General features: G+C 61.8%; 17 protein-coding genes and 1 pseudogene. 13 read left to right on the top strand and 5 right to left on the bottom strand.

All coding sequences use genetic code 11. From position 1 onward, the window contains the following. Positions 1-8 precede the first annotated feature (8 nt). Together JYK05_RS16675 and JYK05_RS16670 are read right to left on the bottom strand one after the other, a co-directional pair. The gene (locus tag JYK05_RS16675) at positions 9-419 is read right to left on the bottom strand and encodes a MarR family winged helix-turn-helix transcriptional regulator (RefSeq protein WP_175941602.1); all 411 of its coding nucleotides are present in this window, start codon (positions 417-419) and stop codon (positions 9-11) included. 7 nt (positions 420-426) lie between these two features. Then, positions 427-1572: an HPP family protein gene (locus JYK05_RS16670; protein WP_206469608.1), complete on the bottom strand. Its 1146-nt coding sequence runs from the start codon at positions 1570-1572 to the stop codon at positions 427-429. 151 nt (positions 1573-1723) lie between these two features. Here JYK05_RS16670 and JYK05_RS16665 point away from each other — a divergent pair, with 151 nt between their 5' ends. Then, positions 1724-3601 carry a DUF3857 and transglutaminase domain-containing protein gene (locus tag JYK05_RS16665; protein ID WP_206468325.1) on the top strand — a complete coding sequence of 626 codons (1878 nt, stop codon included), beginning with the start codon at positions 1724-1726 and terminating at the stop codon, positions 3599-3601. 6 nt (positions 3602-3607) lie between these two features. Here the strand turns inward: JYK05_RS16665 and JYK05_RS16660 are convergent, their stop codons facing one another. Further along, positions 3608-5449, bottom strand: a complete 1842-nt coding sequence (locus JYK05_RS16660) for an SUMF1/EgtB/PvdO family nonheme iron enzyme (protein ID WP_206469606.1) — start codon at positions 5447-5449, stop codon at positions 3608-3610. 223 nt (positions 5450-5672) lie between these two features. Between JYK05_RS16660 and JYK05_RS16655 the strand changes: the two genes are divergently transcribed. The 11 genes and pseudogenes from JYK05_RS16655 to JYK05_RS16610 all read left to right on the top strand — a co-directional run bounded on the left by JYK05_RS16655 (position 5673) and on the right by JYK05_RS16610 (position 18253). Further along, positions 5673-6110, top strand: a complete 438-nt coding sequence (locus tag JYK05_RS16655) for a DUF4399 domain-containing protein (protein WP_175941598.1) — start codon at positions 5673-5675, stop codon at positions 6108-6110. A 59-nt stretch (positions 6111-6169) separates the two neighbouring features. Then, complete coding sequence (locus tag JYK05_RS16650; RefSeq protein WP_206468324.1) at positions 6170-6628, top strand: DUF4399 domain-containing protein; 459 nt, start codon at positions 6170-6172, stop codon at positions 6626-6628. A gap of 218 nt (positions 6629-6846) precedes the next feature. Then, positions 6847-7131, top strand: a complete 285-nt coding sequence (locus JYK05_RS16645; RefSeq protein WP_206468323.1) for a hypothetical protein — start codon at positions 6847-6849, stop codon at positions 7129-7131. Positions 7132-7170: 39 nt separating this feature from the next. Next, the gene (locus JYK05_RS16640; protein ID WP_206468322.1) at positions 7171-7449 is read left to right on the top strand and encodes a hypothetical protein; all 279 of its coding nucleotides are present in this window, start codon (positions 7171-7173) and stop codon (positions 7447-7449) included. A 236-nt stretch (positions 7450-7685) separates the two neighbouring features. Continuing rightward, positions 7686-9089: an efflux transporter outer membrane subunit gene (locus JYK05_RS16635; protein WP_206469598.1), complete on the top strand. Its 1404-nt coding sequence runs from the start codon at positions 7686-7688 to the stop codon at positions 9087-9089. Between the two features lie 148 nt (positions 9090-9237). Continuing rightward, positions 9238-9861 (top strand): annotated as a pseudogene (locus tag JYK05_RS26730) (FHA domain-containing protein); the annotation flags it as partial. A 483-nt stretch (positions 9862-10344) separates the two neighbouring features. Then, a complete protein-coding gene (locus JYK05_RS26725) occupies positions 10345-11751 on the top strand; it encodes a hypothetical protein (RefSeq protein WP_371826459.1) in 1407 nt (468 codons plus the stop codon). Next, the gene (locus JYK05_RS16625) at positions 11729-13102 is read left to right on the top strand and encodes an HlyD family efflux transporter periplasmic adaptor subunit (protein WP_206468320.1); all 1374 of its coding nucleotides are present in this window, start codon (positions 11729-11731) and stop codon (positions 13100-13102) included. Before JYK05_RS26725 ends, JYK05_RS16625 begins: the two co-directional genes overlap by 23 nt. A 25-nt stretch (positions 13103-13127) precedes the next feature. Beyond that, complete coding sequence (locus JYK05_RS16620) at positions 13128-13880, top strand: peptidylprolyl isomerase (protein WP_206468319.1); 753 nt, start codon at positions 13128-13130, stop codon at positions 13878-13880. A gap of 15 nt (positions 13881-13895) precedes the next feature. Further along, a complete protein-coding gene (locus JYK05_RS16615; RefSeq protein WP_206468318.1) occupies positions 13896-16955 on the top strand; it encodes a peptidase domain-containing ABC transporter in 3060 nt (1019 codons plus the stop codon). Then, positions 16952-18253, top strand: coding sequence for a sigma-54-dependent Fis family transcriptional regulator (locus JYK05_RS16610; RefSeq protein WP_206468317.1), 1302 nt, complete (start codon positions 16952-16954; stop codon positions 18251-18253). The genes JYK05_RS16615 and JYK05_RS16610 overlap by 4 nt, the downstream gene beginning before the upstream one ends. A 10-nt stretch (positions 18254-18263) precedes the next feature. Here JYK05_RS16610 and JYK05_RS16605 read toward each other — a convergent pair whose 3' ends face one another. Both JYK05_RS16605 and JYK05_RS16600 read right to left on the bottom strand, forming a co-directional pair. After that, the gene (locus tag JYK05_RS16605) at positions 18264-19034 is read right to left on the bottom strand and encodes a PP2C family serine/threonine-protein phosphatase (RefSeq protein WP_206468316.1); all 771 of its coding nucleotides are present in this window, start codon (positions 19032-19034) and stop codon (positions 18264-18266) included. Between the two features lie 53 nt (positions 19035-19087). Next, complete coding sequence (locus JYK05_RS16600; RefSeq protein WP_206468315.1) at positions 19088-19378, bottom strand: hypothetical protein; 291 nt, start codon at positions 19376-19378, stop codon at positions 19088-19090. A 384-nt stretch (positions 19379-19762) separates the two neighbouring features. On the opposite strand from JYK05_RS16600, the gene JYK05_RS16595 reads away from it, so the two are divergent. Then, positions 19763-20293 carry a lecithin retinol acyltransferase family protein gene (locus tag JYK05_RS16595; protein WP_206468314.1) on the top strand — a complete coding sequence of 177 codons (531 nt, stop codon included), beginning with the start codon at positions 19763-19765 and terminating at the stop codon, positions 20291-20293. Positions 20294-20302: the final 9 nt, after the last annotated feature.

Raw genomic sequence — 20302 nt, 5'->3', positions numbered from 1 at the left:
CGCGAGATTCAAAGATCGATTTGCGGGACGCGGAACGCGCCGTCGAGCGATTTCAACTCCGCGCGATGCAGCGCCGCGAGGCGCGCGAGCACCTGCTCGCCGCGCGCTTCGAGATGCACTTGCACTTGCCGGCGATCCTCCGCGCTCTGCTCGCGTCGCACGAGCCCGAGCGCTTCGCAGCGCGTGACGAGCGCCACGACGCCGTGGTGATGCGATTGCAATCGCTCGGCCAACTCACCGACCGTCGCCCACGCGCGGCCCGGAAAGCCCTTGATGTGCAGAAGCAGCAGATATTGCAGCGGCGTAATGCCTTCTTCCTGCGCGGCGCGCTCCGAGAACCGCTCGAAGCGGCGCATCTGATAGCGGAATTCGGAAAGCTGCTCGAAGTCCGGCTTGGTCAGGGTGCGTGCGTTTTTCATCGTTTTTTCAGGCGCTCTTGCGCTCGCTCGCGAAGCTCTGGCGATACAGCCCCGAGATCAGATCGGTTTCGGTGATCATGCCGAGCAGGCGCTCGTTGTGATCGACCACCGGAATGTGGTGGTGCCCGAAGTCCGCGAACATCGGCACCAGTTCCGCGATGGGCGTGCGCGAGTCGATCGTGCAGACATCGGTGGTCATCAGCGAGCCGACGCGCGCCGGCGCTTGCGACGGGCCGCGCATGATGCGCTCGACGGCGCGCGCGAAGGCATCGCGGGGCGCGGACCGGTGCGCGGGCGCGAGGTCCGCTCGCGTGACGATGCCCCGAATGCGTCGCGTCATGTCGATCACAGGCAGCGCCTTCACGCGATGCCGAGCGAGCAGCGCGAGCGCCTCGTCGACCGTCGTGTCGGGCGTCACGGACACGACGCCGCGCGACATGATGTCCGCGCAACTGAATTCGGTGAAGCGGCGCGCGTAGGCCTGCAACTGCGTTTCGCGCAGCAGCGCTTCGAGATCGTCCGGATCGACGTCGAGCATTTCGCTGCGACGCGCAAGCACGGCTTCGAGATCGGCGCGCGTGAAGGCCGCGCCGTCCGGCGCTTTCGGCGACGCCTGCGCGACGTGCGGATAACGGTGCCCCGTCAGCGCGTGATAGACGATGGCCGAGCACAGCAGCGCCGCCGACTGGATGGCCACCGGCGCGAGCACGAAGCCGTAGCCGAGCGCGTGGATCGACGGGCCGCCGAGCACCGCGGTCAGCGCCACCGCGCCGGATGGCGGATGCACGCAGCGCAGCGCGAACATCCCGCAGATGGCGAGCGCGATGGCGAGCGCGGCGGCATCGACGGGATCGTGAATCAGCGCGGCGCACGACACGCCGACGACCGCCGACACGAGATTGCCGCCGATGATCGACCACGGCTGCGCGAGCGGACTCGCGGGCACGGCGAAGAGCAGCACGGCGGACGCGCCCATCGGCGCGATCAGGAACGGAATCGCCGCGCTATCGCCCACGAGCAGACGCGCGATGCCGCCCGTCAGCGCAATGCCGATGAGCGCGCCCGCGCCCGCGCGCAGCCGTTCGGTCCATCTGAGTGTGACGGGTGCGGGAAGGAAGCCATGTAACCAGCGTAAGAGGACGGTGCGCGACACGTTTTCAGCGATGAGTTCTTGTGAGAGGGTCAATGAATCGCGCGTCGGGACCGCGGCGAAGCGTGAAATTCTATCGCAACGTGATACAGATTGTCGCGGCGACATCGGCTCGGGTACGATGAACGTTCGCGCGTTTCCTCGTGAGCCGAACATGAGCCGGTTCTTCAGGCAAATCCCGTACGCATTGGCGCTGTGCCTGGCTGCGACCGGCGCCTGGGCCGCGCCGGCGCCCGACGCCGACGAGCCGTCCACCGTCGTGAGCGACGTGCACGAGTTCGTCGTCGCGGACGACGGCTCCGTCAGCGAAGACGACCGCACCGTGCTGCGCGCGAACACGGCGGCGGGCGTCGACGAGATCGCGCAGCGTTACGTCTGGTACGACCGCAGCGTGTCGAAGGTGGACATCGTGGAGGCCTATTCCGTCGATGCGAACGGCGCGCGCCATGACGTCTCGTCTGATCAGATCCGCGATATTCAGGAGCCGCGCTCGGCGGGCGCGCCGACGTTCCAGGACGCGAAGCTGCGCGCGGTGATCTTTCCGGCTGTGGGCGTCGGCTCGACGGTGCACCTGCATTCGCGCAAGAGTCAGGCGAGCCCGGTCATTCCCGGCCAGTTCGGCTATTACGTCGAGCCGGGACAGCGGCCGGTGCTGGATCAGCAACTCGTTTTCGACCTTCCCGCGACGAAGCCGCTCTACGCCGATACGCGCGGCTATGTCGCGCGCGCGCCTGTCACCGCAAACGGCCGCACGCGCTACGTGTTTGATTACCGTCGCGAGCAGATCGCGCGCATCGAAAGCGGTTCCGTCGGCTATGCGCAATACGGCGACCGGCTGATGGTCTCCACGTTTCCCGACTACGCGAGCTTCGCGGCGAGCTATCGCGCGTCCGCCGCCGATGCGAGCGCGCGTGATCCTGCCGTGCGGGCGCTCGCTCAAACGCTGACAGCCAACGACGCCGACGCGCGCGCGAAGGCCCGCACGCTTTACGACTGGGTGCGCCGCAACATTCGCTACGTGGCGATGTTCATCGGGCAGAGTCCGGCCGTGCCGCATCGCGTGACGGACGTGCTCGCGAACCGCTACGGCGACTGCAAGGACCATGTCGCGCTGTACGGCGCGCTGCTCGACGCGGTGGGCATTCGCAACGAGCCCGCGTTGATCGGCCTCGGCTCGGTTTACTCGCTGCCTTCGGTGCCGGGCTACGGCGCGGGCGCGATCAATCACATCATCACGTATCTGCCGGACTTCGCGATGTTCGCGGACAGCACGGCGTCGAGCGTGGAGTTCGGCTTCTTGCCGCTCGCGGACATGGACCGACCGACGCTGCTCGTCGATAGCGGCGCGCTTTCGCGCACGCCCGCGACGCAGCCGTTGTCGCGCACCGCGCGTCTTCAGATCGACGTCGCGCCTCAAGGCGAGGCGACGTTCGCGTATTGGGTGCAGGACGCGGGATGGAGCGCCGAGTTGGAGCGTATGAATCTGCGGCTCGCGAGCGCGCAGCGGCGCGACCAGATCGCCGCGGACCGCCTGCGTTTCACGAACCTGCGCGGCGCGGGCGCGCTGACCACCACCGATGTCGACGCGACCAGCGGCCCGTTCGCGACGACGCTGCGCGGCACGCTCGACGACGTCGTCTGGCCGACCGGCACGACCGCCTTGCCCGCGCTCACGAGCCTGTCGGGCGGCATCGCCACGCAGACGCGCAACTGGCTCGCGGAACGCTCGCGCACGCAGCCGTATCTGTGCGTGGGCGGCGCATACGACGAGGTATCGCAGATCGCGCTGCCGAAGACCATGCGAGTCGCCGAAGTGCCCGACGATCTCGACCTGACGAGCGGCTTCTTTCGCTATCGCTCGCGCTATGTATTCGATCCGGCGAGCAATGTGATCCAGGTATCGCGCACGCTGGATGCGCGTTTCGGCAAGCAGGTTTGTTCGCCCGAAGATTTCGAGGCATCGTTGCCGGCGCTTCGAAGAATCGAACGCGATACGCAGGCGCAGATCATCGTCAAGGTATCGGCGCAGTGAGCGCGGTCACTGCGTGTCGCGCGCCACGCGAAAGCCGTTCTGCGATTGACGCACGCTCGCGCTGTACTTGAAGCGCGTGGCGGATTGCATATAGTCGCCGCCTTCGCGCCAGGAGCCGCCGCGAATCACGCGCACCGAACAGGAAGGCTCGTCCCACACGCGGCCATCGACGGGCGCGCCCTTGTATGAGCTATGCCAGCAGTCGGCGACCCATTCCCACACGCTGCCGTTCATGTCGTAGAGGCCATACCCGTTCGGCGCGAACGAACCCACGGGCACCGGCGCATCCGCGTGATACGGCTCGCCGCAGTCCTTGCAGTCGGCCGTGCCTTTTTTCATCTGATCGCCCCACCAGAACGTGCTTTGCGTGCCGCCGCGCGCGGCGAACTCCCATTCGGCTTCGCTCGGCAGACGATACGGCTTGCCGCCTACCTTGCTCAACCACTTCACGTAGACCTGCGCATCGTCCCAACTGACGTTGCGCATCGGCGAATTGGGTGGCGGCGGGGCGCTTGCGTTGCTGTCCGGCGCGATGCGGGTGCAGGCGCCCGCATCGGCGCACGCATTCCACTGCTCGACGGTCACTTCGTATTTGCCGATGGCGAACGGCCGCCCGAGCGTCACGCGATGCGACGGCTTCTCGCCGGGATCATCGTTGTTGCTGCCCATCGTGAAAGCGCCCGGCACGATGGGAATGAGCAACGGACACTGCGGGCAGTCCTTGATCTCGTTGCCCGTGGGCTTGGCCGTGGTGTTCGTCGGTGCCATCGGTTTGGCGCTCGCGACGGGGCTGGCCGGCTTGGCCGGAGCCGATGCTTGAGCCGATGTTGGAGCCGATGCTTGAGCCGATGCCGGAGCCGCAACAGAAGGCTTAGCGCTCGCGGTCGCTTTGAGCCGCTCGATGCGCGCCTTCGCAAGTGCCGCGAAACGCCCATTCGGATACGACTTCAAGTACGCCTCGTAATCGCTCGGATACGTGCTGTCCTTGATCGATTCCCAGAACGCCAGTTCGTATTGCTCGCTGCTGTCTTTCGGCAGAATGCCGCGCATGCGGATCGGTCCGCCATCGATGCCGGCAAATTCGGCCATCGCCGGCAGAGCCACCGTTGCGCGTCCGAGCGTGACAGGCCCGGTCAATGTCGATGCCACCCACGGCCGTTGTGCGCCACGGGAAGCATTGGCAATGTCGGACGCGGCAGTATCGAATGAAGCGGACGTCATCTGCTTGTCTTTCGCGAAGGCGCGTAGAAGCGCCGCGGTGTAGCGACCGTTGCGTCCGTCTTCGGCTGCGCCTGCGTTGAGCTGCGTTGCGAAAGCGATCAGCGTTCGCGGCGGAAGTTGAACAGGTCTGGCCGAAGCATGAGGCGATGAATAGCCGAGACACATGTCGAGCACGACGATGTTCGTAGCAAGCGGCCTCGCACGCGCCATGCGCGCCGCGAGATCCTGCGCTGCGATGCCTTTCTCGATGTTGCTTGCATCGATCGGCAAGAGCAGCGCCTGTCCGCGCGCCTCAACGCCGTGCCCGGCGAAATACACCAACGCGGTGTCGCGCGGACCAAGATGATCGATGAATGACTGAACGGCTTGCCGCATTGCATCGGCACTGAGATTCGTGCGGCGCGTCACGTCGAATCCCATCGCGGAGAGTGCGGCGCTCATGTCTCTCGCGTCCGTGGCCGCGCTGCTCAGCGGCTCTTCGCCGTAACGGTCGTTGCCGATGACGAGCGCGACACTATGCGCTGAGCCGTCGTGATCGATGAGTACTGGAGCGGGCGACTTTCCGGATTGCGCGAAGGCTGCGTTCATGGCGACGAACACAGTCGCAACGAAGAATATCCGCCACATATTCATACCCTGTCCGTATGGCGTTGAGGGAGACGCACGTGTGCCGCACAAACAACGATAGCACGCTGTCCGCCACGTTTTGATCCCCTAAACGTAGGTATCCGCATGCAGCGTCTGCGACCCCTCGCACGCATGTATCTTTTCAAATCGTTACGTCCTAATCTGAACACAGAGCTTGATCGTTGGCCTGTGAACGGCCTTTCTTTGAAGAGGCATCCGAAACATGCTGAGAAGAACTGTGCTCGGCGCGCTCGCTTCGATAGCGGCGCTGGCCGCGGACGCGTCGTTTTCAGCCGGGCGTACCCGCAGCCCGGCACCCGCGAACGCAGAGGCTTACATCATCTGGCCGCCCGACGGCGCCGTCCTTTCAGGCGGCAAGCTATGGGTGCGCATGGGCCTGCGCAATATGGGCGTGTGTCCGAAGGGCATCGATATGCCTAACGTGGGCCACCACCATCTGCTGATCGATACGGACCTTCCGCCGCTGGATCAGGAGATTCCGTCGGATCGCAATCATCTGCACTACGGCGCCGGCGAAACGGATGCGCGCATTGAGTTGCAGCCCGGAAAGCACACGCTGCAACTGCTCATGGGCGATTACAACCATGTACCGCATGACCCGCCCGTTTATTCGAAGAAGATCACGATCACGATGAAATGAGCCGGGCCGTCGCTTCGTCCGATGCAAACCGTCCGGCGCACATCCTGAAGGTACACGACATGAAACGACGCACTGCCGGCGCACATTCGTGCGCACGTTCGATTCTGCTCGCCGCGGCGTTGGCCGCGCCATTCCCTGCGAGCCACGCGTCGGGCGGACCGACGCCCGCGCCCGCCAACGCGCACGCGTATATCGGCTATCCCAACGACGGGCAGACGCTTCCGGCGGGAAAACCCTTCCGCGTGTGGTTCGGGCTGCGGTTCATGGGCGTCGCTCCGCGCGGCGTGAAGTTTCCGAACACCGGACATCACCATCTATTGATCGATACGGATTTGCCGCCATTGGATCAGGAGATTCCGTCCGACCGTAATCATCTGCATTACGGCGCAGGCGAAACGGAGACCATGCTCGAATTGCCGCCGGGTAAGCATACGCTTCAACTCTTGATGGGCGACGACCGGCATATTCCGCACAATCCGCCCGTCTATTCGAAGAAGATCACGGTCTATATCAGGTGACCAGTGTCGGTGAAAGACAAACAGTCGGACTCCGAAGTGTTTGTCTTGAACCGATCGCGAACGGAAACCGGCACTGGACCGTTGGAGTGGAAAGCCTTGTACTGCAAAGCATTGCGGGAAACAGCGCAAAGATGGCATACCCCGTGCATTGTAGTGGCCCGAGCAAACAGATTGCTCGAACCCACCCGACGCGCAATGCGCACCCAAGGAGAACCACCATGAAGACGCTGACGATCCTCGACATTCCCCTCACCGAAGAACTCGACCGCCGCGCGATGTCGGCTGTACGCGGCGGCACCTCGTTCTACTTTCCCGGCTATGACGTCTCGAAGGTCGAGCTCTCGTTCGACACGCAGCAGTTCATCGGCCAGACGCAGAACACGCAAAGCCAAAACGGCGTGAACGTGGCGTTCGGCGGCAATATCGCGGCCCACATCGCGCCGAAGCAGCAGGCCAGCAACACGAGCACCGTCAACGTCGGATCGGGCTTCGAGCTCCGCTGATCGCCACCATTCATCACTCTCAAGCCAGGAACCGACATCATGTCTACGCTGACTATCCACGATCTCGTCCATCACGCCGAATTGGGCCGTCATGAAATGTCCGCGGTGCGCGGCGGCACCGCCTTCTATTTCCCGAGCTACAAGTCGAGCTTCGATCTGAGCGCCACTACGCAGCAACTGACTAACCAGGCGCAGAACACGCTCAGCGCAAACGGCGTGAACAACGCATTCACGTATGACACCACGGCGAAAGTGGCGCCGCATCAGAAAGCGGACAACACGAGCCACATCAACGTCTATGGGCCGTATGCGGTGTGAAGCAGGAACACGCCGGATAACGGCGGGGTAGGTGTTTCATGTTGTTGGCAGTAGAGGCGGAGCACGGGGAGCTCCGCTGCATCAAACCGCCTGTCGCAAGGCGGCGCGGATCGCTCGTCGTTCCCGAGACGCCGAGCGATCCGCAACCGAGCGCGGTGATGGAGAAACGCGCATTCCTCGTACTAGCCTGATCGTCGGAGCAGATCGTGCGAGCTTTGATCCCCTCGTCGCGCCTCATGACCGCATGCGCGATTCTCTTTGCCGCCGTGCTGCTCGCCGGCTGCATCGATGTGAACGTGCCGGTCTATAAGCGGCCCGATACGCCGGAGAAGACGGCGTTCACTACGATAAGCGTCCCCAAGGCCGCCCCCGCAGAGACCATTCGGCCCGATTGGTGGAAGCAGTTTCAGGATCCGTATCTCGACGGACTGATCGACAAGGCCATCAACGGAAACTTCGATATCAAGGTGCTAGCAGCGCGAATTCAGGCAGCGGGTGCGCAAATCGGCGAGGCGCGCGCGGGCGCGCTGCCTTCGATGGATGTGGGCGCGGGCGCCAGTTTCGAAAAGACCACGGGCCAGCCGTTCACGAAGCAATACAACCTCGGCACGCAGGTGAACTGGGACATCGACATCTGGGGCGCCGTGGAAAAGGGCGTGCAGGCGCAAAAAGCCGAGTATCGCGCGAGCGAAGCGGACTGGCGTGCCGGCTATCTCGAACTCGTCGCGAATGTATCGACGACGTACTTTCAGATCCTCCAGTTCGATGACCAGATTCAGCAGCATATGCTGACTATTGCGACGAACCAGAAAATACTGACGATATTCGAGGGCATGGAGAAGAACGGTCTTGTGCCGCATACTCAGGTGCTGAATCAACGCGCCGAACTGAATCGTCTTACGCGTGATCTGCTCGAACTGCGCCGCGCTCGTGACCTTGCGGACAATGCGCTGGCTACGTTGACCGGTGTGCCTGCTGGCGAATTCAAAGTGCCCGACGGCCAATTGCAGAAGCGCGTGCAGGTTCCGCCCGTGCCTTCCGGACTGCCGTCGCAGTTGCTTGCACGGCGGCCCGATCTGATTGCCGCTGAGTATCGCGTGCTCGAGTCTTACGATCTGGTCGGACAAGCGAAACTCGCGCAGTTACCCACGATTAGCCTGACAGGGCGTGGCGGCACCGCGAGCTTTGCGTTGACGGACTTATTGAAGTCCTTCACGTTCAGCTTCTTACCCAGCATCAATATTCCGATTCTCGACCCGAGCGTGCGCGCGCACGTAAAGACCACCGAAGCGCAAAGCACGGTCGCGGAACAGCAGTATCGAAGCACGGTGATGAATGCGTTCGAGGAAGTGGAGAATGCGCTCGTCAATCTTGATTCGCATACGAAGCAGCGAGAAGAATTGCAGCAGGAAGTCGCGCATCTGACGATCGTTGCCGCGCAGATCGATGCGCAACTGAAAGAAGGTGTGATTTCACAACTCGAAGTGTTCGAGACCGAACGCACGCTGCTCGCGGCGCAGCTCGCGTTGCTCGCGAATCATCAGCAGATCTTGTCGGACACGGTCACGCTCTACAAGGCGCTCGGCGGTGGATGGCCGGCGGTCGACGTACAGAGCGCCGCCATTGGAAAGAATGAGTGAATCGCATGGCTAACGATCGTACCGGAATACACGACGTCCACACGATCGCGTTCGCTCACCCTAATGCGCAATTGACTAAGCGGATGCGTGTCTTACACTTCGAACAGCCGCTCGCTTCGCAGCGGTCCGACGCAACCTGTGAACTGACATGGCTCCAGGCGAACCGATAGCCGAACCGCAACCGCGCGTGGACGAAGCATTCGATGTCGTCCTTCAGCCGGCGTCGCGCGGCACGCCGGCGCATGCGTTGAGCGAGATTCGCATCGAGGACGATCTCTTCGCAATCGGCCGCGGCGAAGCGCCGTTCGACGAGAGCCCGCCCGAGGCCGTCGCGCAACTGTCGCGCCGTCATGCGCGCATCTTCATCGAGCACGGCTCTGTCTATGTCGCGGACTTGGGGAGCAAGAACGGCACGACATTGAATGGCACGCCCGTGCGTGATGTCCCCGCTCGCGTCAGAAACGGTGACGAGATTGCGTTCGGTAGCCGGCTCGCGTATCGCGTGCAATTCGTGCCCCGTCGTCGTCGAATTCATGCAGCGAAGCAGGTCGCGCTCACGCTCGTGCCGGTGCGCGAAGAACTCGGTCTCGAACCGATCGAACTCACGCAGTTTCCATTTCTCGTCAGCAAGACCGACAATATCTTCGCGCGTTATCGCCCGCGTTACCCGCATCAGGTCAACTACGTGTCGCGCCGTCATGCGCATGTGTTCGAAAAGGGCGGGGCGCCGTTCGTCGAAGATCTCGGCAGCACCAACGGCACTTTCGTCAACGGCCAACGCATAGGCGACTCGGCTATCGCACTCAAGGACGGCGACACTCTGGCGTTCGGCGGCACGCATTTCGTCTATCGAGTGAGTCTGCATGGCGACGAAAGCGAATCCACGTTGACTGAAATGGCGGTACAAGCGCAGCCTGATGCCCAAGACGAGCGCGACAGTGACAAGACGACTTTCGTCGGCTCTGCGCATTCGTTTCTTGACATCTTCTGCGTGGATCATGCCGCGCCGGGCGATGATGAGATCAACGCCGACGCTCAGGCCGACTCGGCTCAAAAGGAACAGCGCGGCGAGGTCAAACTCAAACGCGGCAAGTGGGCTCTCTTCATTCGCGAGTTGGAACGGGCGTTCATAGGCGAGGATCAGCGCGTCACGCGGCGGGCACGCGTCGTCACTGTCTGCGTGTTGTTGGCGTTTGCAGCCGGAGGCTTCGCGCTTTTTCATGCCGGATCACTCGAGCGCCGCGCGAAGTCGCTCATGGCAAGCGGCGACTATGCGCAAGCTGCGGTGTTGAGCAACGATTATCTCCGCATGCATCCGCACGACGCGCCGTTCGCGTCGATGAACACAGAGGCCGTTCTGAAGGCCGACGTGCCGCGTTGGCTGGTCGCGTTGCGCAAAGGCGATTATGCGCAGGCGGACAGCATCATCGCGCAGATGGACGCGTTGAGCGAGCACAACGCGGAAGTCCGTTCCATGCTCGATGAATTGCGCTGGATCGGCAAGCTCGAACGTTTCGTCATGAGCCGTGGCGGCCCTGACGCGCCCGTTCGAATGTACGCAGACGAACCGCGCATCGCGGACATCCTGAAGCATCGGGAAGCGGATGCAGGAAGCCATCAGCGCGATCTGGACCGCATCGCGGGCTACATGCCCGAGTTTCGCGATCCTTACGCGCTCGCGCTCAGCCATCTGCGCAAGCTGCAAAGCGATGATTCGGTCTATCTCGCCGCCATCGATCGATTGAATGCGAGTGTCGTGAAGAGCCTCGCCACGGACGACCTCGATGCGATCGATGCCGCGTTGAAGGACTATGCAGACCGGTATCCGCGTCTGGGCGGTCTCGAACGCCTGCGCGCCGATGCGAATGCCTACGCGAGCCTCAGGCACGCGATGACCGCGAAGAGCCTCGCACCGCTCGCCGACTGGATCGGAACGACGACATTCTCGACGCCCCCTTTCAAGGACAAGTGGGCGGAATTGAGCGCGCACCAGTTGCCGCCCGCACCTGTGATGGCGCAATACGCCGCTGTATCCGACGCCTGGCGCAATGGGCGCAGTGCCCAGGCAATTGACCTCTTGACGAAGATTCCGCAGGGCAATTGGACGCCGACCTTGCAGAGTGAACTGGCTCACAAAAAGGCGGTGGCCGCCCAGTTCGACGAATTGCGAAAGACACGCGGCTCCGGACGCTATGAAGACGCACTGCTTTCGTTCTATGAATCGCTCGACCCGCAGAGCGACGGCTATTTCGCTAAGGCTATCGCGCCCGACATTGCAGCGCTCAACGGTAAAGCAGCCGCGCGAGGACAAGCGTTGATGACTCATGCGCAGACGCTTTGGGAGCAGTACCGGACGAACGGTGGAATAGGCGGGTCGCAACGGCTGGAGTCGGATGTGTCGGATGGCTTTCGAACGCAAGCCAAGCGCTTGTCGGATGCGCGGGATGCTTCCGTTCGCGGCATGCGCATGCTCAGGCAAGCGTCGCAAAACGGCGCGGCGGATCAAGGCAAATGGAATGCGCTGAGCAAAGAGATCGATGACGAAGCGGCTCTGCAACGGCGCTCTCTACAAGACCTTCGCATGGTGCTGGATCCGTCGCTGCTGCAAGCGAAACTGAACCTGATTGGAGGGACGAGCGGTGAAGCGCAACGCGGCCCTTAGGCCATTCTCCGAGGCGCTCGGCGATCACGGCGCGGAAGGCGTCGCGATTCTGACCGCTGAGCCGCTGAAGCTCACGCAAGCCGTGGTGCTCGCCATGGTCGCGCTCGTCGTGGCGGCGCTCGCGTGGTCCTTCATCGGTCACGCGGACGTCCTCGTTACCGCGCAAGGCACGCTTGCGCCGGAATCCGAGGTGCGGCGCTTCTACGCGCCTATCGACGGAGAACTGGCCGACCTCTATATCGCGGAAGGGCAACCGGTGCGCAAGGACGACGTCGTGGCGCGCTTGAACGCACGTGGCGCAATCGAAGCCGCGACGAACGCACTGGAAGCGCAACTCAAGCTCGACGACGCCGAGCGCGAATGGAAGCAGTTTCCCGAGAAGAAGTTGCTGATGGAACGCAGAATCGCCGCGCTCAAGGACCAGATGGAAGTGGAGGAACATCAGCATCAGCAGCGAGTGAGCGAAGGCACGAGCAAGCTCGCCGAAGGGCAGAAGGCGCAACTCCAGGAGCAGCGCAGCGTGCTGGAGAATGCGCGCCGCGCCCGCGACGCCGCGAAGAGCGAACTCGACCGCTTCGCGCGACTCTTCGCTTTGCCGGGCGGCGGCGGCGTGTCGGAATCGCAAGTGGAAGCGAAGCGCAACGTCTATCTCGAAGCGGATGGCGCTTATCGCGTCGAACAGGCGAAGCTCGCTGAACTCGACTTTCGCTTGAGCCATGAATTCAAGCAAGCGAAGGCGCAACTCGAAACGAGCGGTCAGGAAGCAACGAGCCTCAGGCTGCAATACGAGTCGGCCATGCGCGAGGTGACGAGCACGGAAGACAAGCTGCGGTTGCAATTGCAGACCGCGCGTCTCGTCGCGGACGCCGCTGCGCGCATCCGCTTCGAGAGCATCGACAAAGACAACTTTCTGCTGATTCTGGCCCCTGTGTCGGGCGTGGTCACGGACGTAACGTCGACTCAGCCGGGCGACAAGATTCAGGCGAACACGCCGCTCGGTGGTATTGCGCCGGCAAATGCGCGGCCCGTGCTGAAGATAGAGATCGCCGAGCATGATCGCGCGTTCCTGCGCGAAGGACAGCGCGTGAAACTCAAATTCAATGCGTTTCCTTATCAACGATATGGCGTGATCGACGGCACGCTCGCCTTCATCTCGCCAGCGACGAAGCCGGGCGCAATTGCCAAGCAGCCGGTCTATGAAGGACGAGTGACGCTGGACCGCGACTACTACCAGATTGCCGGTACGCGATATCCGCTTCGCTATGGCATGACGGCTTCCGCAGAAATCGTGGTGCGCGAGCGGCGACTGATCGACCTCGGGCTCGATCCCTTCCGAAGCGTAGCAGGCTAGCGGGCTAAACCGAACGGAGAACGACATGACGGCGATTGTGCGAATCGACGATGAAGTGGTCGATGTCGACGAATTTCTCAGGCTCCTGAAACTCAATGGACAGTTCGACGGACTCGTCGAGCAACTGGTTCGCGACAAGCTCACGGTGCGCGCGGCAAAGAAGGCCGGCGTCACGCTCACGGCGGACGAGATACAGACCCGCGCCGATCAGTTCCGGCGCATTCGCGGGCTGCACCGCGCAGCGGACATGAACAACTATCTCGACGCGCTCAATGTGAGCCTCGACGAATTCGAGGCCTATATCACCGATACGCTGTACCAGGAGAAGATGCTGGAGCAGGTAGGCACGCAACGCGCCATCGAAGAGTATTTCCAACTCAATTCGCCGCGATTCGACGGCATCGAGGTGCGTCATATCGTTCTCGATTCCGAAGGAAGCGCGAAAGAGATGATGTCTTATCTCAACGACGATCCCGACAGCTTCGCGGACATGGCGCGCGAACATTCCCTCGCTGATACGCGCGAAGAAGGCGGACTCATCGGCCGCGTGATGCGCGGACAGTTGCGGGCGGATATCGAGGCCAAGGTGTTCAATGCCGAGCCGGGCGACCTGCTGGGTCCGTTCGTCTCCGCAGACGGCGCCTCATACGAGATCTTTGCGGTGACGTCCAAGTTTCCGGCACAGCTGGACGAAGACACGACAGCGGAAATCCGTCGGCTATTGCGAGAAGAATGGCTCTTCGCAAGAGCGCAGGAACATGTGATTCAGGCGCGCTAAACATTGCACATGGACATGGACGCACCATCAAACCTCGACTCGCTCGCCAGTTTCCTCACGACGGTGGAGATATTGTCACCGCTTTCGCGCGATGAAATCGAGCAGTTGGCTCAACACACGGAGTCGCGCCGCTACGGCTTCGGCGAAACCGTGTGCAATGCCGGCGACGTGGCTGATGGTCTCTATGTCGTGAGAGCAGGCTCCGTGCGCATATTCACCGAGGAGCATGGCAAAGAGATCAGCATGGGCCTGAAGAAGGAGCGCGAGACATTCGCCGATATCGCGATGCTGCGCGACTATCGGCATGAGTCGTCCGTGCGGTCATCGGGCAAGACCGAACTTTTGTTCATTCCGCGTCGCGCGATCGAACCCGTCATCGCGAAGAATCCCGCGGCGCTTGCGTTCGCGACCAGCTATGTCGCCATTGCTTCAGCAGGCGGTTTCGTCGCCAAGCTGTTCGATCTGCGCGGCAAGCTCGACAAGGCGGAACTCGAAGAATGCGTGAGAAGCGTCGGCGTCAAGCGTATCGCTGAAGGGAAGGAGATTCTCAGGCAGGACGCTCGCGACGACAGGCGCCTGTATGTCGTGCGTCAAGGGGAAGTGCGCATCGTGCGTGAGGAAGGCGGGCATCAGTACGTGCTGGCAACGCTCGGCCCCGGCGAAATTTTCGGCGAGAAGGCGTGCGTGATGCGTCAGGAACAGATGGCCTCGGCCATTGCGAACGCCGATACGCGCCTACTCGTCATCCCCGAGAAGACAGTGCACTTCATCATCGAGCGCAACGTCAGGCTGCGCGAAGTTCTTGAAGAACGCATCCGCTTCAGCGAGCGGGAGTTACAGCGGCAAAAGAAGCTCGCCGAACGTCGCAGTCTTCCCGCGATGCTGGATTTGCACAGCAAGCCTGAACTCGGCGAACGGGTCATCAAACGCTTTGCATGGGTGCAGCAGGCCGAGGAGATGGATTGCGGGGCCGCGTGTCTTGCGATGATCTGCCGGCATTACGGCATCGGCATGACGCTCGGCAAACTGCGCGAACTGGCTAACGTGACGACCCAAGGCGCGACGCTCGACAGTCTCGCGCGCGCGGGCGAGGCGCTCGGCTTCACCACGCGCGGCGTGCAGTGCACCTATGAATCGTTGCGCGGGTTCGAATTGCCGTTCATCGCGCATTGGGAGGGCTATCACTACATTATCGTCTACGGCATTTCGAAGGCGGACGTGTGGGTAGCGGACCCGGCGATAGGCTTCAAAAAGATGACCGTGGACGAGTTCGAACGCGGTTGGAGCGGTACGTGTCTGGTCTTCTCGCCAGCGCACGATATGGTGCAAAAGGCGGTATCCAGTTCGCCGTGGATACGCTTCGTCGGATACATGAAGCCGTACCGCACCATCCTGCTGCATCTCTTTCTCGCCACGTTCGTCATTCAGGTCCTGGGTGTGATTCCACCGCTCATCATCCAGAACATTCTGGACGGCGTGATCGTTCACCAGAACGTCGGATTGCTCCATGTGCTGATCGCCGGACTCATTATCTCGAACGTCTTCTCGCAACTCATGTCGACGATACGCGCGTATCTGGCGAACTTCATGATGCGCAACATGGACTTCGCGATGATGTCGCAGTTCTTCAAGCATACGTTCTCACTGCCGTTCAGCTTCTTTGCCAAACGCAAGACCGGGGACATCTTCGCGCGGTTCCAGGAGAATCACACGATCCGCGCGTTTCTGACTGAATCCACGGTCACGACAGTGCTCAACCTGTTGATGATCTTCATCTACTTCACCATCATGTTTCTCTACAACGTCAAGCTGACGTTGCTGCTGCTTGCGTTCATCATTCCGCTGATGGCGCTGACCGTACTCGCCACACCTCGCATCAAACAGAACGCGCGGGAGACGTTCTCATCGGGGACGGACGCCCGGTCGTACCTGATGGAAGCGCTGGGTGGCGCCGAGACCGTCAAGGGAATGGGCATCGAGCGGGCCGTTCGCCTGAAGTGGGAGAAGAAGTACGCCAAGTCACTCGAAATTCAATATAAGTCTCAACGCTTCAATATTGCGGTCGGCTTCTGTAGTCAATTGCTGAATGCCGCCACGACCATTGCAGTGCTATGGGCAGGGGCCAATCTGGTGCTGGCGCGCGAGTTGACCATCGGCCAGCTCATCGCGTTCAACGCATTCATGGGAAGCGTATTGTCGCCGCTCATGGGCCTCATCAATCTCTGGAGTCTGCTCAACGATGCCGGCGTCGCCATGGAGCGTCTCGGCGATGTGCTCGACATCGAGCCCGAGCAGAAGCCATCCGACATGCAGCAACGCGTGATGCTGCCCGACCTTCAGGGCGACATCCGGTTCAATGGCGTCTACTTCCGCTACGGTGAGGGCGACGCGCCTTATGTGCTCGAAAACATTAGCTTCGATATAAAGCCGGGCGAACTCATTGCAGTGGTCGGACGCAGCGGATCGGGAAAGACGACGCTCGCGAAACTGCTCGTCGGCTTCTATGCGCCGACGGAAGGCAAGATGACCGTCGATGGCTACGACATCAACGTGATCGACAAAGGCTTCTATCGCGCGCAGATCGGTTATGTCATGCAAAGCAATTTGCTGTTCTCCGGGACCATCGCCGACAACATCGCAAGCGGCGACGAAGCGCCGGATCGCAAGCGCATCGAGGAAGTCGCGAAGATGGCCGACGCGCACGGTTTCATCAGCAAGATGCCGCTCGGCTATGAGCAGGTGGTCGGCGAACGCGGCGTGGGGCTATCGGGCGGTCAGATGCAACGCCTGTGCATTGCACGCGCGCTCTATCATGACCCGCGCCTGCTGGTATTCGACGAAGCGACCTCCGCGCTCGATACGCAATCCGAAAGCAATATTCTCGGCAACATGCAGGAGATTTTGAAAGGGCGAACGGCCGTCATCATCGCGCACCGCCTGTCGACCATCATGCGCGCCGACAAGATCCTCGTGCTCTACGAGGGCGGCATCGTGGAGCAGGGCAAGCATGATGAACTTGTCGCGAGAAAGGGCATGTATTACCAACTCGTGCAGAAGCAATTGAGCGCAGCATGAAGATACTCGACCAACCGGAAAGCGACAGCAACGTACCTGCATCGGCTATTTCGTATGCGGGGCTCATCGAGAAGATCGAGATACTGCGTTCGACGCTGCGGTGGACCTCGCGCCTCGAACGCCCCGAGATCGAGAAGCTGCTGCGACAGGCGAGCGCGCTGCGCGACGAGGTCATGCAGCTCTCGCACAAAGAACGTTTCGTACAGGCTGCGGCGTCGGAGCCGAAGCGGGAAATGTCGCCGGGTGCCAGGCGACAGGCACTGCTGGAACGCAGCTTCGTCTTCGAAGGCACGTTCGGCGATAACCCGAAGCTGCTCGAGGCGCTGGAAATCGCGGAGAAAGCGGCGCCGACCGATCTGCCGGTACTGATCGACGGTGAGAGCGGAACTGGCAAGGAACTGATGGCCAAGGTCATTCACGCGAACGGCTCGCGCGCGGACAAGCCGTACATTTCCGTGAACTGTGGCGCGATTCCGGAGAATCTCATCGAATCGGAATTATTCGGGCATCGCAAGGGCGCATTCACGGGCGCGACGAACGACCGCAAAGGAAAGTTCGAGAGCGCGCATACAGGGACCATCTTTCTCGACGAGATCGGTGAGTTGCCGCTGTCGGGCCAAGTCAAATTGCTGCGCGTGCTCGAAGCACATGAGATACAGCGCGTCGGCTCTGACGAGCCTATTGCAGTCGATACCCGCATCGTCGCAGCGACGAATCGCAATCTGCGGCGCTGGTGCGAGGAAGGGCGGTTTCGCGAAGACTTGTTCTATCGCTTAAGTGTCATTCATCTGACGCTGCCGCCATTGCGTGAACGTCGCGATGAAATTCCGCTTCTCCTCGCGTATTTCGGCGACGAAGCGGCGGCTGCGCTCAAGCGCCGTCCGGTGAAAATGTCGCCGCGCTTGCGGGATTTCCTGCGCAGTTACGACTACCCCGGCAACATCCGCGAGTTGCGCAACATGGTGTATCGGCTTGCTTGCCTCGCCGGCGACATGGCGGATATCGAACATCTGCCGGTGGACATACGCCCGAAGTCATCCCTCGCCATTGCGATGGGAGCGCCGTCGGCAAGCGGCGAAGGTGTCGCCATGGCCGGCTCGCTGAGCGAAGCGAAGCGTGTAGCAAGCGACGAAGCGGAGCGCGCGTTTCTCGAACGCGGCTTGCAGGAAGTAGGCGGCACGGTAGCGGAACTTGCGCGGCGCTATGACATGAACCGCTCTCACTTGCAAATGCTTCTGAAGAAGCACGGGCTTCATTCGAAAGACTTCAGGCTCGCAGCGCAACGAAACAAGCAGTGAGCAGCGTGGTTCACAGAGTGGGATTCACTTGCGTTCTGTCCGATCCAAGCACGTCTTCGGCATGAGCAACGACGAGTGAAATGTTATCTCGTCCACCGCGCTCCAGCGCCATCTCCAGCAGCCGCTGCGCCGCCGCCTCGCAATTGCCCGGCGCCAGTTCGCTCGCCATTTCGGCTTCGGTTACTTCGTTGGACAAGCCATCGCTGCATAGCAAGAACGTATCGCCGTCGGCGAGCGTAACGCTGCTTTCGTCGAGTTCCAGTGTGTCGAGCGCGCCTACGGCACGCGTAATCAAATGCTGCGCGGGATGATGCAATGCTTCTTCCGCCGTCAGTTGGCCGCGTGCCTTGAGTTCTTCCACATGACTGTGATCGCGCGTCAACTGTGCGAGGCGGCCGTTGCGGAATAGATAGATGCGGCTATCGCCAGCCCAGAGATAAGCGCACGCGCCGCCGCGCGCGGCAAGCAATACCACCGTACTGCCTATGCGCGATACCTGTCGCCGTGCTGCCTCTGCACGCAGTTCATCGTTCACTCGCAGAAGCCGATCTCGTGCTTCTGCGATGACGTTCCCCAGTGCGCCGCCTGTCGATAAGCCAGTAAGGCGCTCTATCACCATGCGGCTTGCGAGATCGCCCACTGCATGTCCGCCCATGCCGTCGGCCACGGCCCATAGACCCTGCTCGGGCGAGTTGAGCACCGCGTCTTCGTTGACTAAGCGCACGCAGCCCACGTCCGAGCGCGCGGCGGATGTCCATCCGAACTCTGTTGAGAAGGTCACGCCAGTCTCCTTGAACCGGACGCTAATGCAGTGCAATCGTGCTGCGCGCGATGTCAGCCTGCGCGATTCGCCGATATGGCGTTGGGCGTCACCGTGAGGCTCGCTCCATCACCGGAATTGCGCACGTCGACGGACTGAAACTGGTTGATCATCTGGCCGGCGGTGAAGTTGTTCGTAATCTCGAAGACGTTGACAACGCCGCCGAAGTTCGCGTGACGGTCCGCTATGAACGGCGTGATCCAGCCGTACACCCATGGCGCGCCGCCTCCTCCGGCAATCGCGGACATTGCCGTGCGGTCGAGCCGGCGGTCGAAGGCGAGATCGGTGATGGTGAGAGTGGCCATTGTGCCTCTCCAGGGTGTGTCATAGGAACGCACGAAGTCAATGCAAGGCCCGTGCCGATTGCGTGCACCTCGCGAGCGGTCTAATCGACGGACTTCCGCGCTCTTACGCCAGCGGGGATGTTAGCGGCTCGGCAACATTGTCTACCGAGGAGAACGCTATAAACCGACACCGCCCTAGAGCCCTAACTGACGCTGCACAACCAACGAAACAGGCCGCAGAGCGTTGGCCCGGCCTCAACACATCGGGTTAGCCGAAGCATCGCATGCATCGCTCAAGCCCGCAAATCAAGGCTCCGCAACGACTGGCAAGAAAGCTGCAAACGACATGGCAAACGGGCGCGAAACGAACACATCGCGCCGAGCCTGCGAAAGATGGAGCGAGCCATGTCAATCACGTCAACGTCGATCAGGACCCATCAGGCGCCCGTATCGCGCGTGCTTGCGTTCGATGACGAACCGCCGGTCGGCAGCGAACTGATCACGCGCCGCTGCGGCTACGAACACCACGGCATCTATGCGGGCAACGGCAAGGTCATTCACTATGCAGGCTTCGCCAAGTCATTGCATCGCGGTCCCGTCGAAGAAGTGAGTGTCGCGCAGTTCGCAGACGGCTACGGCGTCGTCGTTCGTCAACACGCTTCAGCGTACTTCGTCGGCGTCGAAGCGGTGCGTCGCGCGCGCAGCCGTCTGGGCGAGAACCGCTATCGCCTTCTGACCAACAACTGCGAGCACTTCGTCTCGTGGTGCCTGTTCGGCGAGGCGCGCAGCACGCAAGTGCGCGCCTGCCTCGTTCATCCTCGCGTCGCCATTCACGCGGTAAGAGGGCTCGTTCGAGCCTATGTCGCCGCGCAGCGTCGCCGTCGCGCGAATTCACTGCCTGCCTGCGCCACGGATTGCGCCGCACTGGCCATCTAAGGGAGACCA

It is taken from the genome of Caballeronia sp. M1242 (assembly GCF_017220215.1).
Classification (GTDB): domain Bacteria; phylum Pseudomonadota; class Gammaproteobacteria; order Burkholderiales; family Burkholderiaceae; genus Caballeronia.
The sequence above is the reverse complement of the archived record's forward strand: the minus strand, read 5'-3'. Positions and strand labels throughout refer to the sequence as shown.